This window comes from Alishewanella sp. WH16-1, assembly GCF_001441695.1.
Lineage (GTDB): Bacteria > Pseudomonadota > Gammaproteobacteria > Enterobacterales > Alteromonadaceae > Alishewanella > Alishewanella agri.
The window spans coordinates 35528-54623 of sequence record NZ_LCWL01000029.1 but is presented as its reverse complement, the minus strand read 5'-3'; the positions used below and the strand labels follow the sequence as shown (position 1 = coordinate 54623).

Here is a 19096-nt window from a genome sequence, read left to right as displayed (position 1 = left end):
ATCTTAGGGAACATAAGCTGTTACACCCAGTTCGTCTGTTTTTGGCTGGCGCGCCAGAATTTGCGCCGGTGCGGTCTGGCGGCGCAGGTCCATCTCCTGCTCGGTACGCAACAAGGTGCCACGCAGCGAGTTGCTAAATACATCGGTAATCAGCACGTCAACAAACTGACCAATCATCTGTGGCGAACCTTCGAAGTTAACGACACGATTATTCTCAGTGCGACCGGTCAACTCCATAATGTTTTTCTTCGATGGGCCTTCCACCAGAATACGTTGCTCGGTGCCTAACATACCCCGGGCAATTTTCAGGGCTTGCTGGTTAATGCGATCTTGCAGGATATACAGCCGCTGTTTTTTGGTGTCTTCGCTAACATCATCCGGTAAATCGGCGGCAGGGGTGCCGGGACGGGCGCTGTAGATAAAACTAAAGCTCATGTCGAAACCGATTGCCTGGATCAAGTCCATCGTCGCCTGGAAATCTTCATCAGTTTCACCCGGGAAGCCGATAATAAAATCCGATGACATACTTAAATTCGGACGGATTTTCTTCAATTTACGGATCTGGGCTTTGTATTCCAGTGCGGTGTGACCGCGTTTCATCAGGTTTAACACCCGATCGGAACCTGATTGTACCGGTAAATGTAAATGGTCGACCAACTCCGGCACATCGCGATACACTTCGATAATATCGTCAGTAAATTCTACCGGATGCGAAGTGGTATAACGAATACGGTCAATGCCGTCGATGGCGGCAACTAAGCGCAGTAATTCGGAGAAATGACAAATACCGCCATCATGGGTGGCACCACGATAGGCATTAACGTTCTGCCCCAGCAGGTTGACCTCACGCACCCCTTGCTGGGCTAATTGGGCAATTTCAAATAATACATCGTCCAGTGGCCGGCTGACTTCTTCACCGCGGGTATAGGGCACCACGCAGAAGGTACAGTATTTCGAGCAGCCTTCCATAATGGAGACAAAAGCAGTCGGACCTTCGGCCTTTGGCTCTGGCAGACGGTCAAATTTCTCGATTTCCGGGAAGGAGACATCGACCACAGGCGAACGATCACCGCGCACGGCATTGATCATCTCTGGCAGGCGGTGCAGGGTTTGGGGGCCAAATACGATATCGACAAAGGGCGCCCGCTCACGGATGGCGCTACCTTCCTGTGATGCCACGCAGCCGCCGACACCGATAATCAGCTCTGGATTCTTCTCTTTCAGTGGCCGCCAACGCCCCAACTGATGAAACACCTTTTCCTGAGCCTTTTCACGAATCGAACAGGTATTCAGCAAGATCACATCAGCTTCTTCTGCCTCTTCGGTCAGCGTGTAGCCATGTGTGGCATCCAGCAGGTCCGCCATTTTCGATGAATCATATTCGTTCATCTGGCAGCCCCAGGTTTTAATATGCAGCTTCTTACCCATTATTCTTGCCTGTGTTGTCGCCTGTAAAAAAGGGAGCGTATTTTAGCCTGTCTTATCACGCAGTACCAGAGCAGTGCACGAAAGTATTCCATTCAGAGTAAGCGCTGCCGTGTCGTGATATAACCGGCGTAGAAAATCACCAGCACCCCGGCAGCCCAGCTCATGGTGATGGGCTCCTGCCAGAACAGGTAACCAAAGGCGCCGGCAAAGATCACACTGCTGTAAGTCCACATGCCAATATCACTGGCCGGTGCTATGGCATAGGCACGGGTCATCGCCAGTTGCCCAATGGCCGCCAGTACACCCATACCCAAAAACGCCAGCCAGACGCCGCTGTTAAGTGGTTGCCAGTAAAAGGGCACGGGGATTGCTGACAGTACTGCAGTGAGTAGAGAAAAATAAAACACAATGCGTACCGCCGGTTCGGTATCAGACATATAGCGAATAGTGGTTTTGGTCACAGCGACCAGAATGGCTGAGGCCAGAGCCACCAATAAAATGATATTCAGGTTGGGGTCTGGGGTAGGCAGCGCCAGCACCACGCCGGCAAAACCAAGCACAATACCGGCCAGCGTGATGCGCGACGGTCGCTCTTTTAGCCAGAAGCGGGCGATAATTGGCACCACAAAAGGCGACAGTAATAACACCAACATACCTTGTGCCAGTGGCAAGCGGGCCAGCACATAGAAAAAACAGTACATTGAAATAATGCCGGTTAGTGCCCGGCTGGCGTGCAGATACCAACGCTTTGTTTTCAGCAGGCTAAAACCGTGTTTAAACAAAAACGGCAGCATCAGCAGCAACGCAAAGAAATTCCTGAAGAACACCACCTGAGCTTCAGTGGCGGTCGCGCTGGTAAATTTGACGATAGCGCCAATGCCGGCAAAGCAAGCTTCAGCCAGTAATAACAGCAGGGCGCCTTTAACGAGATGCGGAGTCATGTGGAGTCCGGAATGATCAGGGCCCGCTATTATAAAACGATTGTCAGCAAAAAGCTTAAGGCTGCGGCAACCGGTGACTTATAGCTGCCAGTTGTCATTATCGCGGTTTGACGTAGGCGCAAATTGCTCTGATTGTAATAACGCCAGCAGCTCAGCCGCCGGTAAGGGTTTGCTGAATAAGAATCCCTGAATTAAATAACAGTCGCGTTTATTAAAAAACGCCAGCTGTTGCTCGGTTTCTACCCCTTCCGCGACGCAATACATACCAAGGCTGCCAGCCATGCTCAACATGGCATCGATAATGGTCTCATCATTATGGTCAATACCAATATCCTGCACAAAACTCCGGTCAATTTTAATCGCGTCCAGCGGTAATTCTTTTAAATATTTCAAAGACGAATAGCCGGTACCAAAGTCATCCAGTGCCAGTTTAATGCCGGCATCGCTCAATGCTTGCATAGTACGAATCGCGCTTTGTTGATCACGCATTAGCGCACTTTCGGTAATTTCAAAGCGTAAGGCGACAGTCGGCAGCTGATACTTATCTAACAAAGCCAACACGCTTTCTGCTAACGCGGGTTGTTCTAAATGCTGGGTCGTCAGGTTAACTGACAGGTACAGGTTCATGCCGGCCCTGCGCCATTGCTGCATATCGTAGAGGGCGCGTTCCAGCAGCTGTTGCGTCATCTCGACAATCAACCGTAACTCTTCGGCCAGCGGGATAAATTCCGCCGGGGAGATCATACCGTCGCTGCTTTGCCAGCGTAATAGTACCTCGACCCCGACAATACTTTGTTCGCGACTGTCGATAATCGGCTGGTAGAAGTTGATAAACTCCTGGCGCTGTATCGCCTTGCGTAAGCGGGTTTCTCTGGCCAGCTGCATATGAGCTTTTTCATTCATCTCTTTGATAAAGAACTGGAAGTTATTACGGCCGGCTTCTTTAGCATGGTACATAGCGACATCGGCGTGTTTCATTAACTCGGTGCCGTTTAACGCATCGTCCGGATAGATCGCAATGCCGATACTGGGCGAGACCGCAACGCTGTCGGAGCCTAACTGCATTGGCTCGCTAATAGTGGCGAGCATCTTTCGCGCCACATGGCTGATATTGTCGTTATTCTTATAGCCTTCGAGTAAAACAACAAACTCATCACCACCCAGCCGGGCTACTGTATCACTGTCCCGCAACGTCAATTTTAAGCGTCTGGCTACTTCTTTTAGCATCAGGTCGCCAATGTCATGCCCCAGTGAATCATTGATATGCTTGAATTTATCCAGATCGATAAAGCATAGCGCCAGCGAGCGCTTTTCCCGTTTGGCTTTTTCAATTCCATGTAAGATCCGGTCCATTAATAAGGCGCGGTTTGGTAAGCCGGTCAGCGCATCATAATTTGCCAGATAACGCAGCTCATCTTCTGCCACTTTTTGTGCTGTAATGTCAGTGAATACCAGCACATAAAAGCTGACACCTTGCTCACCGACGGCGCTGACATTAATCAGCGTTGGCCGTTCGCGGCCATCCGGCGTAATCACTTGCTCTTCGCCCTGCCAATGATCGCCTTTGGCCATGGTTTTCAGCAGTTGGGTGTAGAAGCGGCGTCTTACCAGACTAATCCCCAGGTGATGTACCCGCGGGCTGTCTAAATAAGGTTCTATGCCACCAAAGGCCTGACAAAAGGACTGGTTAGCGGCCAGGACGCGTTGCCGGGTATCCAGAATAACCACCCAGTCTCGTGTCTGCTGAAAGGCTTCACCAAATAAGCGTGCTTTTTCTTCATTGGCTTTGGTTTCGGTAATATTGCTATAGGTACCGAGCAGCTTCAGTGCTTGTTGCTCCGCGCTAAACTCTGTCACCCGGCCGCGGTCGCGGAACCAGAGCCAGCGCCCATCCTGGTGTCGCATCCGGTAGGTGATATCCAACATTTGTCCGGGTTGTTCCAGGACTTTCTGCCATTGCAGCTCAAAGTTTGCGATATCGTCCGGATGAATTAACGAACAATGCTGCTGGTAGGTAATACGCTGCATTAGCTCCGAGGTGCCCAACATCCGGGGTAAGCGGCTGGACTCCAACGTATTGCTGCTAGCCTGCCACTCAAAGGCGCCGCTGTTAACTGAGGATAATGCCTGGTTTAGCCGCTGCTCGCTAATGCTGACCTGTTGATGAGCCTGCTGCAGCACCGCGTGTTGCTGCCTGCGGCGGCGTAAGAACCAGGCGAGTAACAGGGCGCTCAAAACAGTGTAAATTAGTAAAGCCGGTACACTGCGCCAGAGCGGCGGTTGAATGGTAAGGTACAGGCTGGCGGGTTCACTTTGCGCGCCGGTAAGGGGTGAGATTGCCACCACATTAAACTGATAGCGGCCTGGCGATAGTTGCGGAAATAATACCTGGCTGTCCGATTGCTCCGGGTAACTGCTTTGTGATTGCCCATTTAACCAATAGCGATAGCGCAGCTTATGGTTTTGATGAAAACTCATGGCGCTGAAGTTGATCCGCAGGCCGGTATCTTTGGCACTGAGGTTGAAGACCCGGTCATTCAGGTAACCATGTAACTCTTGTTGTTCCCCTGCCAGCACCGCAAAGTCGGTAATAACCACCCGTAACGGTGGTTGAGTGCGCTGTAGCCGGCTGGTGTCGACTAATACCACGCCCTGCTTGCCGCCAAAGGCCAGTCTGCCGTCCGTTAACTGCGTTACGGCCTGTGGGTTAAAGTCATCAAAGGCCAGGCCATCGGCCCGGTTGAAATACTCCACTTGCAAGTCAGCAATTTTGACCCGGGCCAGCCCTTGCCGGGAGGAAAACCAAAGATCACCGTAAGGATCAGTAATCAGTGCCAGAATTTCATCGCTACGTAGCTTGTTCTGAACGGATAAGTGGTACCGCTGCTCCAGTGTTTGCGGATCGAAAGCAAAGAGGCCGGCACCTTTAATCCCAAGCCAGAGTAAGCCAGACGGTGCCAGGTGCATCACGGTCGCATACCGATTGAGCTGTGGCTGATAATCCGGGTGCTGATAAATCAGCTCGACCTGCTCGCTAGCGGGCGTGTAACGCCAGAGTTGATCGGCGTTACTTAGCAACAGGCTTTCGCCATTATCGGCGCTACCAAGAAACTCGCCAAAAAAATCCATCGGTAACGTCTGGGTTAGCTGGCTAAGTTCCTGAAGTTTACCTTGCTCAGGCCAGTAGCGGTAGAGCTGCTTACGCTGCACAAAGAGTAGCGATTGTTGAAACTGCACTAAGGAATGTGCACCACGACCTAAAATATCCTGTATTTCAACCGGCAACGGCAGTAGCTCACCGCTGCGGCTATTCAGCCCCTGGATCCCTTCGGCCGTTTCCAGCCACAAGATATCGTTCAGCGCTATCACGCGGCGCACTCTACCCTGATGCAAATTGCGTGACGGATCCGGGTTCGCCAACAAAGGGGTGACTGTGCCGCTATCCGGATGCAACTGGTTTAAACCATTCTCAGTTCCCAGCCACAATGTGTTGGCCGTACTGAGCAGGCTATTTACACTGTCGTGACTCAAAGCGTAGCCATTACGGCTCGACCAGCTGGCGAAAGCTTCGGTTTGTGGATGCCAGTAATAGGCCCCGTCACTGCGATTGCCCAGCCAGAAGCCGCCATTATTATCGGTTACCACATCGATAATCGTATTGTCGCTGACCGTCTGATTACTGGTGCTAAAGCTCAAGATCAGCTGGGGTGCTTGCATCCCGACTTGGTAGCGATAGAGTCCCTGATCGGTGGCGATATAGAGTTCGTCTAGCTGTTGGCGTAGTTGCCAGATATTGCGCTCTGCAAAAACGGTGTGTGACTGGTAGGGCGTGCCATGCTGCAGGAAGCGTTGCAAAGCCTGACGTTCGATCGCATATAAACCACTGACGGTGCCGACATACAGATGTGTCTCTGTCAGCAGTAAATTCTTAGTATGCTGTTGTTCTGCGCTCGGTGCTGTGATCCCGGCTGGCAAATGCGGCAGATACTGGTGCGCACCGCTGTTAAGATCGAGGTGAAAAACGCCGTTAAAAGCTGCGATAAACAGCTGTTGCTGCTGCAACATTAAATGCCGGATCCAGCCCGCAGGGTAGCCCAGTGTCTCTAAATCGAAAATTTTTGTCAGATTTTTATCGCTGATCTTCAGTCGATAGATAGCTTGATTCACCACAAACAGCAGATGATCGGGATCCTGTTCAATCAAGGTCAAGATAGTCGATTCAACCGGATGGCCGGGTTCACGCGGTGCGGCAATAAACAATTCGAAGGTGCCGGCCTCGGCATTGTAAAGGTAGAGCCCTGTATGATTGGCACTTAGCCAGAGTCGGCCGAGCGAGTCTTCTAAAATATCATTAAAGGCGATTTCAGACAGGCGATGCGTTTGCGCGTGTAGCTCGGTGAGTTTATTGCCATCGAAGCGATTGATACCTCCGGCGGTCGCGATCCATAAAAAGCCGTGCCGATCGACTAATAAATCTTTAACGGTACGGTGCGACAAACCTTGCTCCGGCGTCAGCGGCAATAACGTTGTCTGCGCCTGCAGCGTAAAGGGGCTACAGCACAGTAATAGCAAGATGACGAACAATTTTACCACTGCACGATCCTATGACTGGTAGCTTGGCTTTTATCGTTGGTGCTACACCTTGTGATAAGGTATTGCAACATATACCGGCCGGGCGTGTTTTGTCCAGTCTGCTGTTAGGCGCTGTAGTCATCGAGCTCAGATAGAAGTGATGAGTAAAGTCAGCCCGGTCAGCAGAAACAGCTGGATATAGAGCTGGTAGTCGAGTAACCGTAGTAGGCGGCTAACATCTGCAGCTGTTGGTTCATAATGCTGCTGTATGCGGTGACGACGTACGGTACGGTGACCGTATTGTGCCGGCCCTCCGAGGCTGACTCTCAGGGTATGACTTAGCCATCGTAATAACTGATGCTTGGCATAGTTAAAAGGCTCGCCATCGGCTCGAATCGTGGCTGCTGTTGCCCGGCGTAGCCCTTGCAGCCAGAACAAGGCCGCACCAAGCAAATAAGCCGGAGCATTAAAAAAGGCGGCTAAGCGCGCAGCCGCCTGACCAAAATGCTGGTTAGGCGGCAGTTTTGTTGACCATTGCTGGCTGGCAACCTGGCTCAACCGGCAAACCAATACCCCTGGCGCGCCAGCCAGCAGATACCAGAAGATGATCGAGGTGAATTGCTGCTGAAACCGCATGGCTAACGACTCTAGCAAGGCCTTAGCCAGCCCCATCGCAGACAATGCCTGAGTATCGCGCAGCAACACTAACTGTGCCTGACTGCGTGCCAGACTTAATTGTTGTTTATGCAGGCTATGGCTGACTTTTTGTGCCAGCTTGCGCCAGGCTGGCCAGCTGAAACAGCACAGGATCACAATCGCATCCAGTAACAGTGGCCAGGCAGACATCAGGTAAAGCCCGTACCAGCAGCACAATGGCAGTGCCAGTACCAACAGTAAGGCCAGTAAACCGGATAGTCTTTGTTGCTTGGCTGGGCGGCTGAGGTCCGGGTGAACCTTCAGCGCCAGTTTACGACAAAATGCCGCAAAGAAACTCAGCGGATGATATGCCAAAGGCCAGGGCAGTAATAAACCCGTGACTAACGAAGCCAGTACCAAAGCCGCTGGATATAGCAGATATTCTGCCATCGCGGCTTACAGAGTCAAATCGCCAATGGCTGTCAGCAACTCTTGCACCATCGCAGAGCTGTTACGTGATGCCACCTCCAGATAGGCCTCAAAGGATTCTGGCGATTCTTTGCCGGCGATGTCGCTAAGACTGCGGATCACCACAAAAGGCGTCTGTAGCATATAGCAGCTTTGCGCAATAGCGGCACCCTCCATTTCTACGGCCAGCATGGCCGGAAATTGGCTGCGGGTTTTGGCAATCCGCTCCGGATCACACATAAAGCTGTCGCCGGTTGCGATTAAGCCTTTCTTGGTTTTGCAAAATCCCAATGCAGCGATACTTTGCTCGGCTGCTCTTACCAAAGCCGGATGAGCGAGAAAGGCGGGAGGCATTTGTGGTACCTGGCCCATTTCATAACCAAAGGCGGTGACGTCAACGTCGTGGTGTCTGACCTCAGTACTGATTACCACGTCACCGACACTCAGTTCCGGGTCGAAACCGCCGGCAGAGCCGGTATTGATGATGCAGTCTGGTTTAAATTGACAAATCATCAGAGTCGTTGCCACGGCCGCGGCAACTTTACCAATGCCTGATTGCACCAGCACAACCTGTTTCCCAGCCAGTTCGCCCAGCAAGAAGGTATAACCGCCCAGCTGTTCAGTGCGGCCATTGCTGATTTGTTGTTTTAAAAGAGCAACTTCTGGTTCCATTGCTCCGATAATACCGATTAATTGCATCAGTAAATCCAGTTCGATTGAAAAGCCGCATTGTATACCCAAACCGGGCGCCGATGCGAGCTGAAGCCAGCTGGCAGGCACAAAAAAACGGGGCCTTTCGACCCCGGTATAGAGAATTTTACTGATGTAGCTGAATGGTTTCAGCGGCTTTACCTGAGGTTAAACGCCCGGTCTGATAATCGCGGATTGCCTGTTCGATTTCGCCAACCGTATTCATCACAAAGGGACCGTATTGTACTACCGGCTCGCCGATGGGTTTAGCAGCGAGCAAGAGCACCCTGCTGGCAGTAATAGCGGTTAACTCAACTGTACCACTGGTTTCCAATATAGCGGCGTGATGTTCTTTTACCTTGCTGCCCGCTACGCTAATCTCTCCGGCGAAGGGATAAAGTAACGCATTATGTCCGTCGGGTACCGGAATGCTCAGGCTTTTACCGGCTTCCAGCGTTAAATCGAAATACAGCGGTGCGGTGCTTAACCCCTGAATAGGGCCAGCCCATTGCTGCGCTGCTTGTTGTAACACGCCGGCGATAACTTTTGCGCTGATGCCAGGGGCAAGCTGTGCGACTGGGATCTGCTCAGGTGCGATATCGACATAGGCGGCTTCCTTCATTTTCTCGGCGGCAGGCAGGTTGAGCCAGAGCTGAAAACCGCGCATCAGGCCTGATTCCTGCTGTGGCATTTCCGAATGAATAATGCCACGGCCTGCGGTCATCCACTGTACGCCACCACTTTTCAGATGGCCCTTATTACCCAGATGATCCTCATGTAACATATGACCATCTAACATATAGGTCACAGTTTCAAAACCACGATGCGGGTGGGCCGGAAAACCGGCAATATAGTCATTTGCTTGTTCAGAGCCGAAACAGTCCAGCATCAAAAAAGGATCAAGCCGCAGTTGCTGGCTTTGACCCAAGCTACGTTTAATCTTTACGCCGGCACCGTCAGATACCGTCGCGGCGGCAATAAGTTGTTTAATTTTACGCATGGCATACTCCGGTTTTGGTCAGTCTTGTTATTTAAACCGATATTGATTCGAATGATAAGCGCAAAACTTGGCCTGATAAGTTCAATTTTATCGAATATTAGGGCGAGCTGGCATGATTCAGAGTTGGTTCAGCCATCGGGTTTAAACTTGTGCCGCGAGTTGCAGCAGGTCAGCTGCGTTGAACAAGGAGTAGGATGATGAATAAATTACTGATCGCCGCCGCCACGGCACTGACGGTTGCGAGCTTACCGGCGACCGCAGATATTCGTTGGAACTATATTGGCGCAGGCTATACTGATGCTGCCGGCGATGGTCCTTATATTGAGGGCTCGGTGCAAATTGCGCCGGCCTGGGTGTTGCGGGCGGATTATAGCCGGCAATCGGTGGGACGTTTCGATTTTAACGTGATCGATGTCGGAGTCCGCTATTTAACGGGCTTTAAGCTGGATTTTTCACCACAAAGTCAAACCTATCTATTAGCTGGCCTGGATTCATACTCGGGCGATGCTGATGAAACGGGCGCCTATTTTGGTGCCGGTGTTAAGCATGCGTTAAGCCCGCAAGCCGAACTGTTTACGGAAGCAAGCTATCATACGATTGCTGATAATTATGGCAGTCTGGCTGGTGGTATCGCTTTCTATCTCAGTCCGGATTGGGCAGTGCGTAGTAGTCTGGCGTTAAACAGTGGCGACACGAAGAACGAATTCCGCTTTGGTGTTTCTTACCAGTTTTAAACCCTTGCAACGCAAAACTGACGCTCGCCGCAGTTAGGCGTCAGTTTTTGTTACATTTTTATTCAACAACAGTTGCGGCAAGGCATTGCAGTTGCTCGCTCAGGCTTCTAAGATACGCATTCTGCCACTCATGTTGGGGGTTTGTTAATGCTGGATGATTTTTTTATTCAAATAAGTACCGAGCCGGATAGCCTGAGCTTTGCGCAAACTATCGCTGTCATTGATCAGCACTACGATTTTACGCCGGTAGCATTTCAAAATGGTGAACTGCAAAACCAGGCAGGTGAAAATACCGGTTCCTGCAAAATTCTGGCTTTTGCCCAATTGCATCAGTTATCAGAAGCCCAAACACTGCAACTTTTCGGCGAGTACTATCGCCAGGTGATGGATACGCCCAGCGGCACCGATCATCAGAATATCCGCAATTTCCAGCGCAGTGGCTGGGACGGGGTAAAGTTTAACGCTGCAGCACTGCACCTGAAAAATAATTAATTTTTAATCTGAGTGGCGAAGTATCACCTGCTTGCTAAGCTGAAATAAGACTAAGTAGCAAGCAGGAAGCCTATGCGTATTAACCAACCCGTTACCCAGCAAGAACGCACCTTTAGCCCCGACGTTAAATTAATCTCTACCACCGATTTACGCGGCATTATTCAGCATTGCAATGATGATTTTGTGAAGATCAGTGGCTTCACCCGTGATGAGCTGATCGGTCAACCCCATAATATCGTGCGGCACCCGGATATGCCGCCGCTGGCATATAAGATTATGTGGGAGCACTTGAAGGCGGGGCGTCCGTGGATGGGGTTGGTAAAAAATCGCAGTAAAAATGGCGATTATTACTGGGTGGACGCCTATGTCACGCCGGTAACTGAACATGGCAAGGTAATTGGTTATGAATCGGTTCGTTCCTGCCCCAGCCGGCAAAATGTGGAACGGGCCGATAAGCTTTACAAGGCCATTAACGCTGGCAAATATACCAGCCGTCATTGGCACTTTAATGCTGAAAAAGCCTTTTTAATGCTTACTGTGCTGGCACTGGTGCTGGGTTACTGGCTGCTGCCCCCGAGCGGTCTTTGTGCCTTGTTGTTACTACTATTAATCGGCCATATCGTGGTTGCCCACTTTAGCCGCAAAAGTACGCTGCATAGTTTAGAAGTTTTATTGAAGAATGCCTTTAAACATGAATTGGCGGTATTAACCTTTACTGATGATGAGCTGGATCTCGGGGCGTTGAAAGTCAGTATTATGAGTTCGGAAGCGCATCTTGGCGCAGTTCTAACACGGATTGAAGATGCAGCTAAAGCCGTTTCTCAGCAAGCAGAGCTGGGGCAGCAGCAAGCGAATGCCAGTCGACAAAAAATTCATCTGCAGCAGCAAGAAACAGATCAAACCGCCGCAGCGATGCATCAGATGACCACCACTATTAATGAAGTCTCAGGCCATGTGCAGGAAACGGCGGGCCGGGCGGAGCACGCTAACGAACTGGCCGTACTGGGGCGGGATTCAGCCCGTACTACCCGAAAAGCGATCGAGGCTTTACAGCAAACGGTTGCCGAGATCGCGAATTCGGTAACAGAGGTGTTTGAGCAAACACAGAAAATAGCCACGGTAGCGCAGATGATTGAACAAATTGCCGAGCAAACCAATTTGTTGGCACTAAATGCCGCTATTGAAGCGGCACGCGCAGGAGAGCAAGGCCGCGGCTTTGCCGTAGTAGCGGATGAAGTGCGTAACTTAGCTCAACGCACTCAAGGTTCTACTAAAGAAATTCATACGATTATCCACGAGCTGGGAAGTCGGGCACAGCATGCGGTTAAAGTGGCGGCGGCGGGGACAGAGGGCGCCGAAAGCGGTTTGCAACAAGTGCGGCAAACTGCCGAGATGTTAAACGGTATATCGGAAGCGGTGGAAGCTATTACGCAAATGGCGTTACAGATGGCGACGGCGGTAGAGCAGCAAGCCCATGTTGCTGAAAGTGTAAATCAGCAGGTGGTCAATATTGCGGATTTATCGACGCAAAGTTTGCATCAAGCCGATGCATCGGCCGCAACTACCCAACAAATGCAACGTATTGCACATGAGCTGCATGAGTTAGTCGTAAGATTTAAACGGCAATAACAAAAGGGCGGCAGCAATAACCTGAGCTATTGCTGCCGACACCAGCCGGTGATTACACCGTGATATTAATGTTCTGGCCAATATTCCCCACCGGCTGTGCCGCTGAGGTTTGCTCTACAGTTTGCATAGCACTTTGTACCAACATGTTGGTCATTTGTGCTTGCTGATTCTGTTGTTTCTTAGCCATAACAGCGCCCAACACTTCGAAAGCCTGGGCAGACGCCAGAGCGCCAACGGATTGACTCATTTTTCCTCCTGTTAGCAACACGTCATCAGCTTATCGGCCTCAGCGACAAGAACTTTAGCGAAAAAACACTATTTAAGCTTTCAGGAAAGGGTGAATGCCGCCTGTTGCAGCAGGCGGCATTCGATCTTAGCGCGGAGTGACTCATTTCTCCTGTGCGTTAAGAAGCCTGGATCAGTGCGGTCGATTGCGCTCTGATTTGGGAGTGAGACAAGGCCGGAGTTGGCGAACGGTTAACCGGCGCTGGCATTGTTGTTTTGCTTAGTTGTGGCTTTAGCGAACGAATCGGCCGGGTCGGGCCTTTTTTCACTAAGCCTTTTAACATCGGTTCGGCTTTTGGTGCTGGCTTACCTAACTTAGCCGCCAGCGCTGCTTGTAAATCCGTCACAGTATAGCCGGCTTTAATCGCAATTCGCAGATAAGGAATGCCGGCTGTCTCCAGGGCACCACTGACGAACCAGTCCGGCACAGCTTTATGCCCTTCGCGGTGTTTGGCATTGACTAAATCGATTACGGCTATGGCTTTCATCGTTTCAGGCTCACAAAGCAAAAAGTCCAGATATTTGGCATTCAGCTTGAGCAGGGTACTGCGTCTGGCTTTCTCTGTTGCGCTATCCCGCACATCTAACACATCAGCCAGTTTGACCCGGTTAATAATTTTGTAATCGGATGCTACAGCTTTCTCTAGTAAGCTTAAAAATGAACGTTCAACCGGGCTAAATAAGGCCGCTTTGGGTGCAACCTGAAAGGGGTTGCTATTGTCAATAAAACGGCTGGCGACCAGGGCAACCAGCACCACCAGCAAAACTAATAACAGCATGACAAATTCCATGCATCCTCCGACGAAAAATTGACAAGACCACTAAGGTAGTAATTTCTAAGCATAAGCTGTGCCACAATTATGGTTGCTTCCGCTATTTTGATATTTTCTGTAAGAATGCTTGTCATAGTCGCCATTAATGGCTTTTATGAAGAAATCCGGCTTATAGTAACTTCATCTGAAACAGTACAGAGGCAGCAACATGACAACAGCGATTACCCGTGGCGGTTTAACCATTAAAGCGCCGATCAGCGATGCCTATCAGCAAATCCTGACTGAACCGGCCTGTCAATTTGTCAGCGAGCTGGTACAGCTATTCCGGCCCCAGTTAAAAGCCCTGTTAGCGGCGCGGGCAGAGCGGCAGGCGCAATTTGATGCCGGCGCCTTACCTGATTTTCTGCCTGAAACCCAAGCCATCCGCGACGGCGACTGGCAGGTTGCGCCTCTACCAGCCGATTTGCTGGATCGCCGGGTGGAAATTACCGGTCCGGTCGATCGCAAGATGATCATCAACGCCCTGAATGCCGATGTAAAAGTCTTTATGGCGGACTTTGAAGACTCGCAAACGCCAAGCTGGGATGGTGTGATTGAGGGCCAAATCAACCTGCGCGATGCTAACCTTGGCACTATCAGCTATACCGATCCACAAAGCGGTAAACACTATGCGTTAAAAGACGACCCGGCGTTGTTAATTGCCCGGGTCCGCGGTTTGCACTTATGGGAAAAGCATATTGAGCTGGATGGTGAGCAAATTCCGGGCAGCATTTTGGATTTTGCGCTGTATTTTTACCATAACTATCAGACCCGCCTGGCGAAAGGTACTGGCGTGTACTATTACCTGCCGAAATTACAAAGCCATCTGGAAGCGAAATGGTGGGATGATATCTTCCACTTTACCGAGCGTAAGTTCGCTGTGGCGACTGGTACCATCCGCGCCACTATCCTGATCGAAACCTTGCCAGCCGTATTCGAGATGGACGAGATCCTGTATATGATGAAAGACCATATCGCCGCACTGAACTGTGGGCGTTGGGATTACATTTTTAGCTATATCAAGACCTTAAATAACCATCCGGATCGGGTATTACCAGATCGGCAGGTCGTGACCATGAATAAGCCGTTTTTAAGTGCTTACTCGCGACTGCTGATCAAAACCTGTCATAAGCGCGGTGCGCTGGCGATGGGCGGTATGGCAGCCTTTATTCCGGCTAAGGATCCGGCGGCTAATGCTGCGATTTTAGAGCGGGTGACAGCCGATAAAACGCTGGAAGCCAGTAATGGCCATGACGGTACCTGGGTAGCCCATCCGGGGCTGGCTGCTACCGCCAATGCAGTTTTTGACCAGGTGTTAACTGGCGGCAAAACCAATCAACTGCATGTGCTGCGCGAGCAGGATGCGCCGGTCACCGCCGCCGATCTGCTGGCGCCTTGTGATGGTGAACGCACCGAACAGGGGATGCGCACCAATATCCGGGTGGCGCTGCAATATCTTGCCGCCTGGATCAGCGGCAAGGGTTGTGTGCCGATCTATGGTTTGATGGAGGATGCGGCCACGGCGGAGATTTCCAGAACCTCGATCTGGCAGTGGATCAAACATGGTAAGCAGCTGAATAATGGTCAGCTGGTCACCAAAGCATTTTTTGCTACCTTACTGGAGCAAGAAGCCGAAGTAGTGTTCGCCGAGGTCGGCGCCGAGGTCTGGCATAGCCAGAATTTTGAGCGCGCCAAAGCCTTATTGCTGGACATTACCACAGCAGATGAACTGGTGGACTTCCTGACCCTGCCAGCTTATCAACTGCTGGATTGATGTAACAAGACCTGAAAAAACCTGATGTGCAAGGCGCCCCTGTGGCGCCTTTTTCGATTTTATGTCTAATCCAGTTCAGGTCAGTTCAGTTCATCTGCCGTTTCGGTGATCAGGCGGCGAAACCAGATATGGCTGGCATCCTGATGCAGCAGAGGGCTCCAGATCATTTTCAGTTCAATTGACGGAATGGCAAAAGGTGGATCCATAATCGCCATCGTCGGATCTTTTTCGTATAAACGGGCGGCGCGGCTGGGCAGCGTCGCAATCAGGTCAATACCTACCGCCAGATGCATCGCCACATGGTAGTTACGGGTAAAGACGGTGATATTGCGTTGTTTGCCCAGTTTGGCCAGGGCTTCGTCTACCCAGCCGAGCTTTTGCACGTCTTTCGGATCCATACCGACACCGACACCAAAGCCGGTTTTACTGACCCAGATATGTTGCGCTTTCAGATAGCTATCCAGATTAAAGTGCGAGAGCACCGGGTTTTGCCGGTTTAGCAGGCAGGAAAAACTATCGCGCCAGACCGTTTTCTGATGAAACGACTGCGGTAATTGATCAAAGCGGTTAATCGCCATATCGACCTTGCCATTTTCCACATCATGAAAGGTCACATCGGACGGGGTCATAATATCCAGGCTGGTATAGGGCGCCTGTACCCGCAATTTTTTTAACAGCGCTGGGATCAGCGTCGAGGCCGCATAATCGCTGGCCATGATCCGGAACACGCGCCGGCTTTGTGACGGCTCAAAATCTTTGTTCGGTTGTAAGGTTTCTTCCAGGGTTAGCAAAACACCACGTACCACAGGGGCTAATTCGCGTGCCCGCTCGGTGGGCACCATCCCCTCAGAGGTGCGCACCAGGATCGGATCATTGAGTAAATCCCGCAGTCGTTTTAAGCCATTACTCATCGCCGGCTGGGTGATATTCAGCTGGTTGGCGGCCCGGGTCACATTCTTCTCCCGCAGCAGCACATCTAGGTAAACCAGCAGGTTGAGGTCCATTTTATTGATATTCATATCTGAAATGCTCAGCTGTCAGTACATTATTGCGCTGAATCATAGCATTGCTGCAAAGCGAACCCAATAGCCGCTTTTGTCATTCATTAAAAAAATGATGAGCATCATGAAAATCAGCTTTATGAATCTTTGTTTTGTTAACTATATTGAAAGCACACCACAGCGGTTACAGTTAAAACCAAGAGGAAACTACCATGACAGCTTATCACGATCAGATCGCCGCATTAGAGCAAGTTGTTGGCAGCAACCAGGGCTGGAATGCTATCAGTCCTGAGTATGCGGCACGGATGCGTTTACAAAACCGTTTTAATACCGGTTTAGATATTGCGAAATATACCGCTAAGGTGATGCGCGCCGATATGGCCGCTTATGACGCGGACAGCAGCCAGTACACGCAGTCATTAGGTTGCTGGCATGGCTTTATCGGCCAGCAAAAGCTGATTGCGATTAAAAAGCACTTTGGTACCACCAAGCGTAAATACCTGTATCTGTCTGGTTGGATGATTGCCGCACTGCGCTCTGAGTTTGGCCCACTGCCGGATCAATCCATGCACGAGAAAACCTCAGTGCCGGCATTAATCGCTGAGTTATACACCTTTTTAAAACAAGCTGATGCCCGCGAGCTGGGCGGTCTGTTCCGCGAACTGGATGCAGCCCGTGCTGCCGGAGACAGCGCCAAAGCTGCAGCGGTACAGAGCAAGATTGATAACTTTGAAACCCACGTGGTGCCGATTATTGCCGATATTGATGCTGGCTTTGGTAATGAAGAAGCCACCTACTTACTGGCGAAGAAAATGATTGAAGCCGGTGCCTGTGCGATTCAGATTGAAAACCAGGTATCGGATGAGAAGCAGTGCGGTCACCAGGATGGCAAGGTCACGGTACCGCATGCTGATTTCCTGGCGAAAATTAATGCCGTGCGTTACGCCTTCCTGGAGCTGGGCGTCGATGATGGCGTTATTGTTGCCCGTACTGACTCTTTAGGTGCGGGTTTAACCAAGCAAATCGCGGTAACCAAAGCGCCGGGCGATTTAGGCGATAAATATAACAGCTTCCTGGATGGCGATTACATTAGCAGTGCCGATGATATTGCCAATGGTGACGTGGTAGTAAAAGCCAATGGTAAGCTGTTAAAGCCTAAGCGTTTAGCCAGTGGTTTGTTCCAGTTCAAACCGGGCAGTGGTGTCGATCGGGTGGTATTGGATTGTATTACCTCATTACAAAACGGTGCTGACTTACTGTGGATCGAGACCGAGAAGCCACATATCGGTCAGATCAAAGAGATGGTTGATCGCATTCGGGAAGTGGTGCCGGGTGCCAAGCTGGTTTATAACAACAGCCCATCCTTTAACTGGACACTGAATTTCCGCCAGCAAGTATTTGATGCCTGGAAAGCGGCGGGCAAAGATGTGTCTGCTTACGATCGTGCCGCCTTAATGAGCGCCGAGTACGATAGTACTGAGCTGGCGCTGGAAGCCGATAAGCGGATTCAGACCTTCCAGGCTGATGCGGCGCGTGAGGCGGGGATTTTCCACCACCTGATCACCCTGCCGACTTATCATACCGCGGCTCTGTCGACTGACAATCTGGCGAAGGAATACTTTGGCGCTGCCGGTATGTTGGGTTACGTGGCTGGCGTACAGCGTAAGGAAATCCGGCAGGGCATTGCCTGTGTTAAGCATCAGAATATGTCGGGTTCTGATATCGGTGATGATCACAAAGAGTACTTCTCCGGTGAAGCGGCGCTAAAAGCCGGTGGTGCGCATAACACTATGAACCAGTTCTAAGTTTTAGCAACGTGGTCAGGTAACTGACAGTTGGGCAGCTTCGGCTGCCCTTTTTTGCCTGACTTAATCGGGCAGCTGTAAATGCGGCTTACCTTTTAAATAAGCATTGCGAAATACCTGAAAGTACTCCGCTAACTGCTCTGCAGCCGGTTGATCGGCCGCCAGCCGCAGCACTTCAATCGCCACTTCCGCGGTACAAAGTTGATGCAAGTGTGCCGCTTCGCGCAGCAGATAATCACTTTGTTGCGTCGGCTGGATCCCCAGCACCGGCAGTTTAGCCAGATAAGGGCTTTTAAACATTTTCTTCGCTTCGCGCCAGGTGCCATCCAGCATCACAAACAGCGGCGTGCGCCCGGCACTGGCCTGCTGTAGCGCAGCTGCATCGGCCAGGCAACGTTCTGCTTCGGCATATTGGGTCGGAAAAACCACGATGGGCGCATAGCGTGGGTCGGCCAGCAGCGCCAGTAACGCCGGATCCGGCCGGGTGCGATCCCAGACAAAGGCATGGCTATCAGCAGCAATATCGCAGATCAGGCGCCCGGTATTACTTGGCTTATAGCATTCGCCGGTATACATAATAAAGCAAAACGCAGATTTTGCCTGCGGCGCTGGCGTGGCTGCACAGATACAGTCAGCTTGGGGTAGCAAGCAGTGCTCGCAGCGGCGCACCTTGCTACCCCTGGCATTAAAAACGCGGGTGGCTTTTTGCAATTCGCGCTGTCGTAGCGCCAGAATAGCATTGCGATGCATTGGCAGGGGTTCCGGGCGTTGGCTGTTTGGGCGCGTATTCTAGCGGCTTTTATGCTAAGCTGCCGCCACTTTTTTGCTG

General features: G+C 51.1%; 15 protein-coding genes. 5 read left to right on the top strand and 10 right to left on the bottom strand.

The features are described 5' to 3' along the window. Nucleotides 1-3: 3 nt before the first annotated feature. The 6 genes from miaB to AAY72_RS03415 all read right to left on the bottom strand — a co-directional run bounded on the left by miaB (nucleotide 4) and on the right by AAY72_RS03415 (nucleotide 9735). Nucleotides 4-1428 carry a tRNA (N6-isopentenyl adenosine(37)-C2)-methylthiotransferase MiaB gene (gene miaB / locus AAY72_RS03440; protein ID WP_057785592.1) on the bottom strand — a complete coding sequence of 475 codons (1425 nt, stop codon included), beginning with the start codon at nucleotides 1426-1428 and terminating at the stop codon, nucleotides 4-6. 92 nt (nucleotides 1429-1520) lie between these two features. Then, nucleotides 1521-2369, bottom strand: a complete 849-nt coding sequence (locus AAY72_RS03435; RefSeq protein WP_057785591.1) for a DMT family transporter — start codon at nucleotides 2367-2369, stop codon at nucleotides 1521-1523. Nucleotides 2370-2447: 78 nt separating this feature from the next. Further along, complete coding sequence (locus tag AAY72_RS03430) at nucleotides 2448-6962, bottom strand: EAL domain-containing protein (RefSeq protein WP_057785590.1); 4515 nt, start codon at nucleotides 6960-6962, stop codon at nucleotides 2448-2450. Nucleotides 6963-7088: 126 nt separating this feature from the next. Next, the gene (locus AAY72_RS03425) at nucleotides 7089-8027 is read right to left on the bottom strand and encodes a cobalamin biosynthesis protein (protein WP_057785589.1); all 939 of its coding nucleotides are present in this window, start codon (nucleotides 8025-8027) and stop codon (nucleotides 7089-7091) included. Between the two features lie 6 nt (nucleotides 8028-8033). Then, complete coding sequence (mtnN, locus tag AAY72_RS03420; protein ID WP_057785630.1) at nucleotides 8034-8744, bottom strand: 5'-methylthioadenosine/S-adenosylhomocysteine nucleosidase; 711 nt, start codon at nucleotides 8742-8744, stop codon at nucleotides 8034-8036. 118 nt (nucleotides 8745-8862) lie between these two features. Then, on the bottom strand, nucleotides 8863-9735 hold the full coding sequence (locus tag AAY72_RS03415) for a pirin family protein (RefSeq protein ID WP_057785588.1): 873 nt from the start codon (nucleotides 9733-9735) through the stop codon (nucleotides 8863-8865). 197 nt (nucleotides 9736-9932) lie between these two features. Between AAY72_RS03415 and AAY72_RS03410 the strand changes: the two genes are divergently transcribed. From AAY72_RS03410 to AAY72_RS03400, 3 genes are all read left to right on the top strand, one after another. Then, entirely contained in the window at nucleotides 9933-10469 is a 537-nt protein-coding gene (locus AAY72_RS03410) for a hypothetical protein (protein ID WP_057785587.1), read from the top strand. 147 nt (nucleotides 10470-10616) lie between these two features. Then, nucleotides 10617-10961 (top strand): HopJ type III effector protein, encoded by a 345-nt coding sequence (locus AAY72_RS03405; RefSeq protein ID WP_008985825.1) that lies wholly within the window; start codon nucleotides 10617-10619, stop codon nucleotides 10959-10961. 72 nt (nucleotides 10962-11033) lie between these two features. Continuing rightward, nucleotides 11034-12590: a PAS domain-containing methyl-accepting chemotaxis protein gene (locus AAY72_RS03400; protein WP_057785586.1), complete on the top strand. Its 1557-nt coding sequence runs from the start codon at nucleotides 11034-11036 to the stop codon at nucleotides 12588-12590. Between the two features lie 52 nt (nucleotides 12591-12642). On the opposite strand, the gene AAY72_RS03395 is transcribed toward AAY72_RS03400, so the two are convergent. Together AAY72_RS03395 and AAY72_RS03390 are read right to left on the bottom strand one after the other, a co-directional pair. Further along, nucleotides 12643-12837, bottom strand: a complete 195-nt coding sequence (locus AAY72_RS03395; RefSeq protein WP_008985827.1) for a hypothetical protein — start codon at nucleotides 12835-12837, stop codon at nucleotides 12643-12645. A 157-nt stretch (nucleotides 12838-12994) separates the two neighbouring features. Beyond that, nucleotides 12995-13654 (bottom strand): DUF2726 domain-containing protein, encoded by a 660-nt coding sequence (locus tag AAY72_RS03390; RefSeq protein WP_231728885.1) that lies wholly within the window; start codon nucleotides 13652-13654, stop codon nucleotides 12995-12997. Nucleotides 13655-13856: 202 nt separating this feature from the next. Between AAY72_RS03390 and aceB the strand changes: the two genes are divergently transcribed. Further along, nucleotides 13857-15461, top strand: coding sequence for a malate synthase A (aceB, locus tag AAY72_RS03385; protein ID WP_057785584.1), 1605 nt, complete (start codon nucleotides 13857-13859; stop codon nucleotides 15459-15461). An 80-nt stretch (nucleotides 15462-15541) separates the two neighbouring features. Here aceB and AAY72_RS03380 read toward each other — a convergent pair whose 3' ends face one another. Further along, entirely contained in the window at nucleotides 15542-16480 is a 939-nt protein-coding gene (locus AAY72_RS03380) for a LysR family transcriptional regulator (protein ID WP_008608671.1), read from the bottom strand. 194 nt (nucleotides 16481-16674) lie between these two features. Between AAY72_RS03380 and AAY72_RS03375 the strand changes: the two genes are divergently transcribed. Next, a complete protein-coding gene (locus AAY72_RS03375; protein WP_057785583.1) occupies nucleotides 16675-18267 on the top strand; it encodes an isocitrate lyase in 1593 nt (530 codons plus the stop codon). A 63-nt stretch (nucleotides 18268-18330) separates the two neighbouring features. On the opposite strand, the gene AAY72_RS03370 is transcribed toward AAY72_RS03375, so the two are convergent. After that, entirely contained in the window at nucleotides 18331-19017 is a 687-nt protein-coding gene (locus AAY72_RS03370; protein WP_057785582.1) for a tRNA-uridine aminocarboxypropyltransferase, read from the bottom strand. Nucleotides 19018-19096: the final 79 nt, after the last annotated feature.

What these genes read in the sequence shown, in the direction of transcription:
- miaB (WP_057785592.1), bottom strand. Translation starts at nt 1,428, where the DNA reads ATGGGTAAGAAGCTGCATATTAAAACCTGGGGCTGCCAGATGAACGAA.
- AAY72_RS03435 (WP_057785591.1), bottom strand. Translation starts at nt 2,369, where the DNA reads ATGACTCCGCATCTCGTTAAAGGCGCCCTGCTGTTATTACTGGCTGAA.
- AAY72_RS03425 (WP_057785589.1), bottom strand. Translation starts at nt 8,027, where the DNA reads ATGGCAGAATATCTGCTATATCCAGCGGCTTTGGTACTGGCTTCGTTA.
- mtnN (WP_057785630.1), bottom strand. Translation starts at nt 8,744, where the DNA reads ATGCAATTAATCGGTATTATCGGAGCAATGGAACCAGAAGTTGCTCTT.
- AAY72_RS03415 (WP_057785588.1), bottom strand. Translation starts at nt 9,735, where the DNA reads ATGCGTAAAATTAAACAACTTATTGCCGCCGCGACGGTATCTGACGGT.
- AAY72_RS03410 (WP_057785587.1), top strand. Translation starts at nt 9,933, where the DNA reads ATGAATAAATTACTGATCGCCGCCGCCACGGCACTGACGGTTGCGAGC.
- AAY72_RS03405 (WP_008985825.1), top strand. Translation starts at nt 10,617, where the DNA reads ATGCTGGATGATTTTTTTATTCAAATAAGTACCGAGCCGGATAGCCTG.
- AAY72_RS03400 (WP_057785586.1), top strand. Translation starts at nt 11,034, where the DNA reads ATGCGTATTAACCAACCCGTTACCCAGCAAGAACGCACCTTTAGCCCC.
- AAY72_RS03395 (WP_008985827.1), bottom strand. Translation starts at nt 12,837, where the DNA reads ATGAGTCAATCCGTTGGCGCTCTGGCGTCTGCCCAGGCTTTCGAAGTG.
- AAY72_RS03390 (WP_231728885.1), bottom strand. Translation starts at nt 13,654, where the DNA reads ATGCTGTTATTAGTTTTGCTGGTGGTGCTGGTTGCCCTGGTCGCCAGC.
- aceB (WP_057785584.1), top strand. Translation starts at nt 13,857, where the DNA reads ATGACAACAGCGATTACCCGTGGCGGTTTAACCATTAAAGCGCCGATC.
- AAY72_RS03380 (WP_008608671.1), bottom strand. Translation starts at nt 16,480, where the DNA reads ATGAATATCAATAAAATGGACCTCAACCTGCTGGTTTACCTAGATGTG.
- AAY72_RS03375 (WP_057785583.1), top strand. Translation starts at nt 16,675, where the DNA reads ATGACAGCTTATCACGATCAGATCGCCGCATTAGAGCAAGTTGTTGGC.
- AAY72_RS03370 (WP_057785582.1), bottom strand. Translation starts at nt 19,017, where the DNA reads ATGCATCGCAATGCTATTCTGGCGCTACGACAGCGCGAATTGCAAAAA.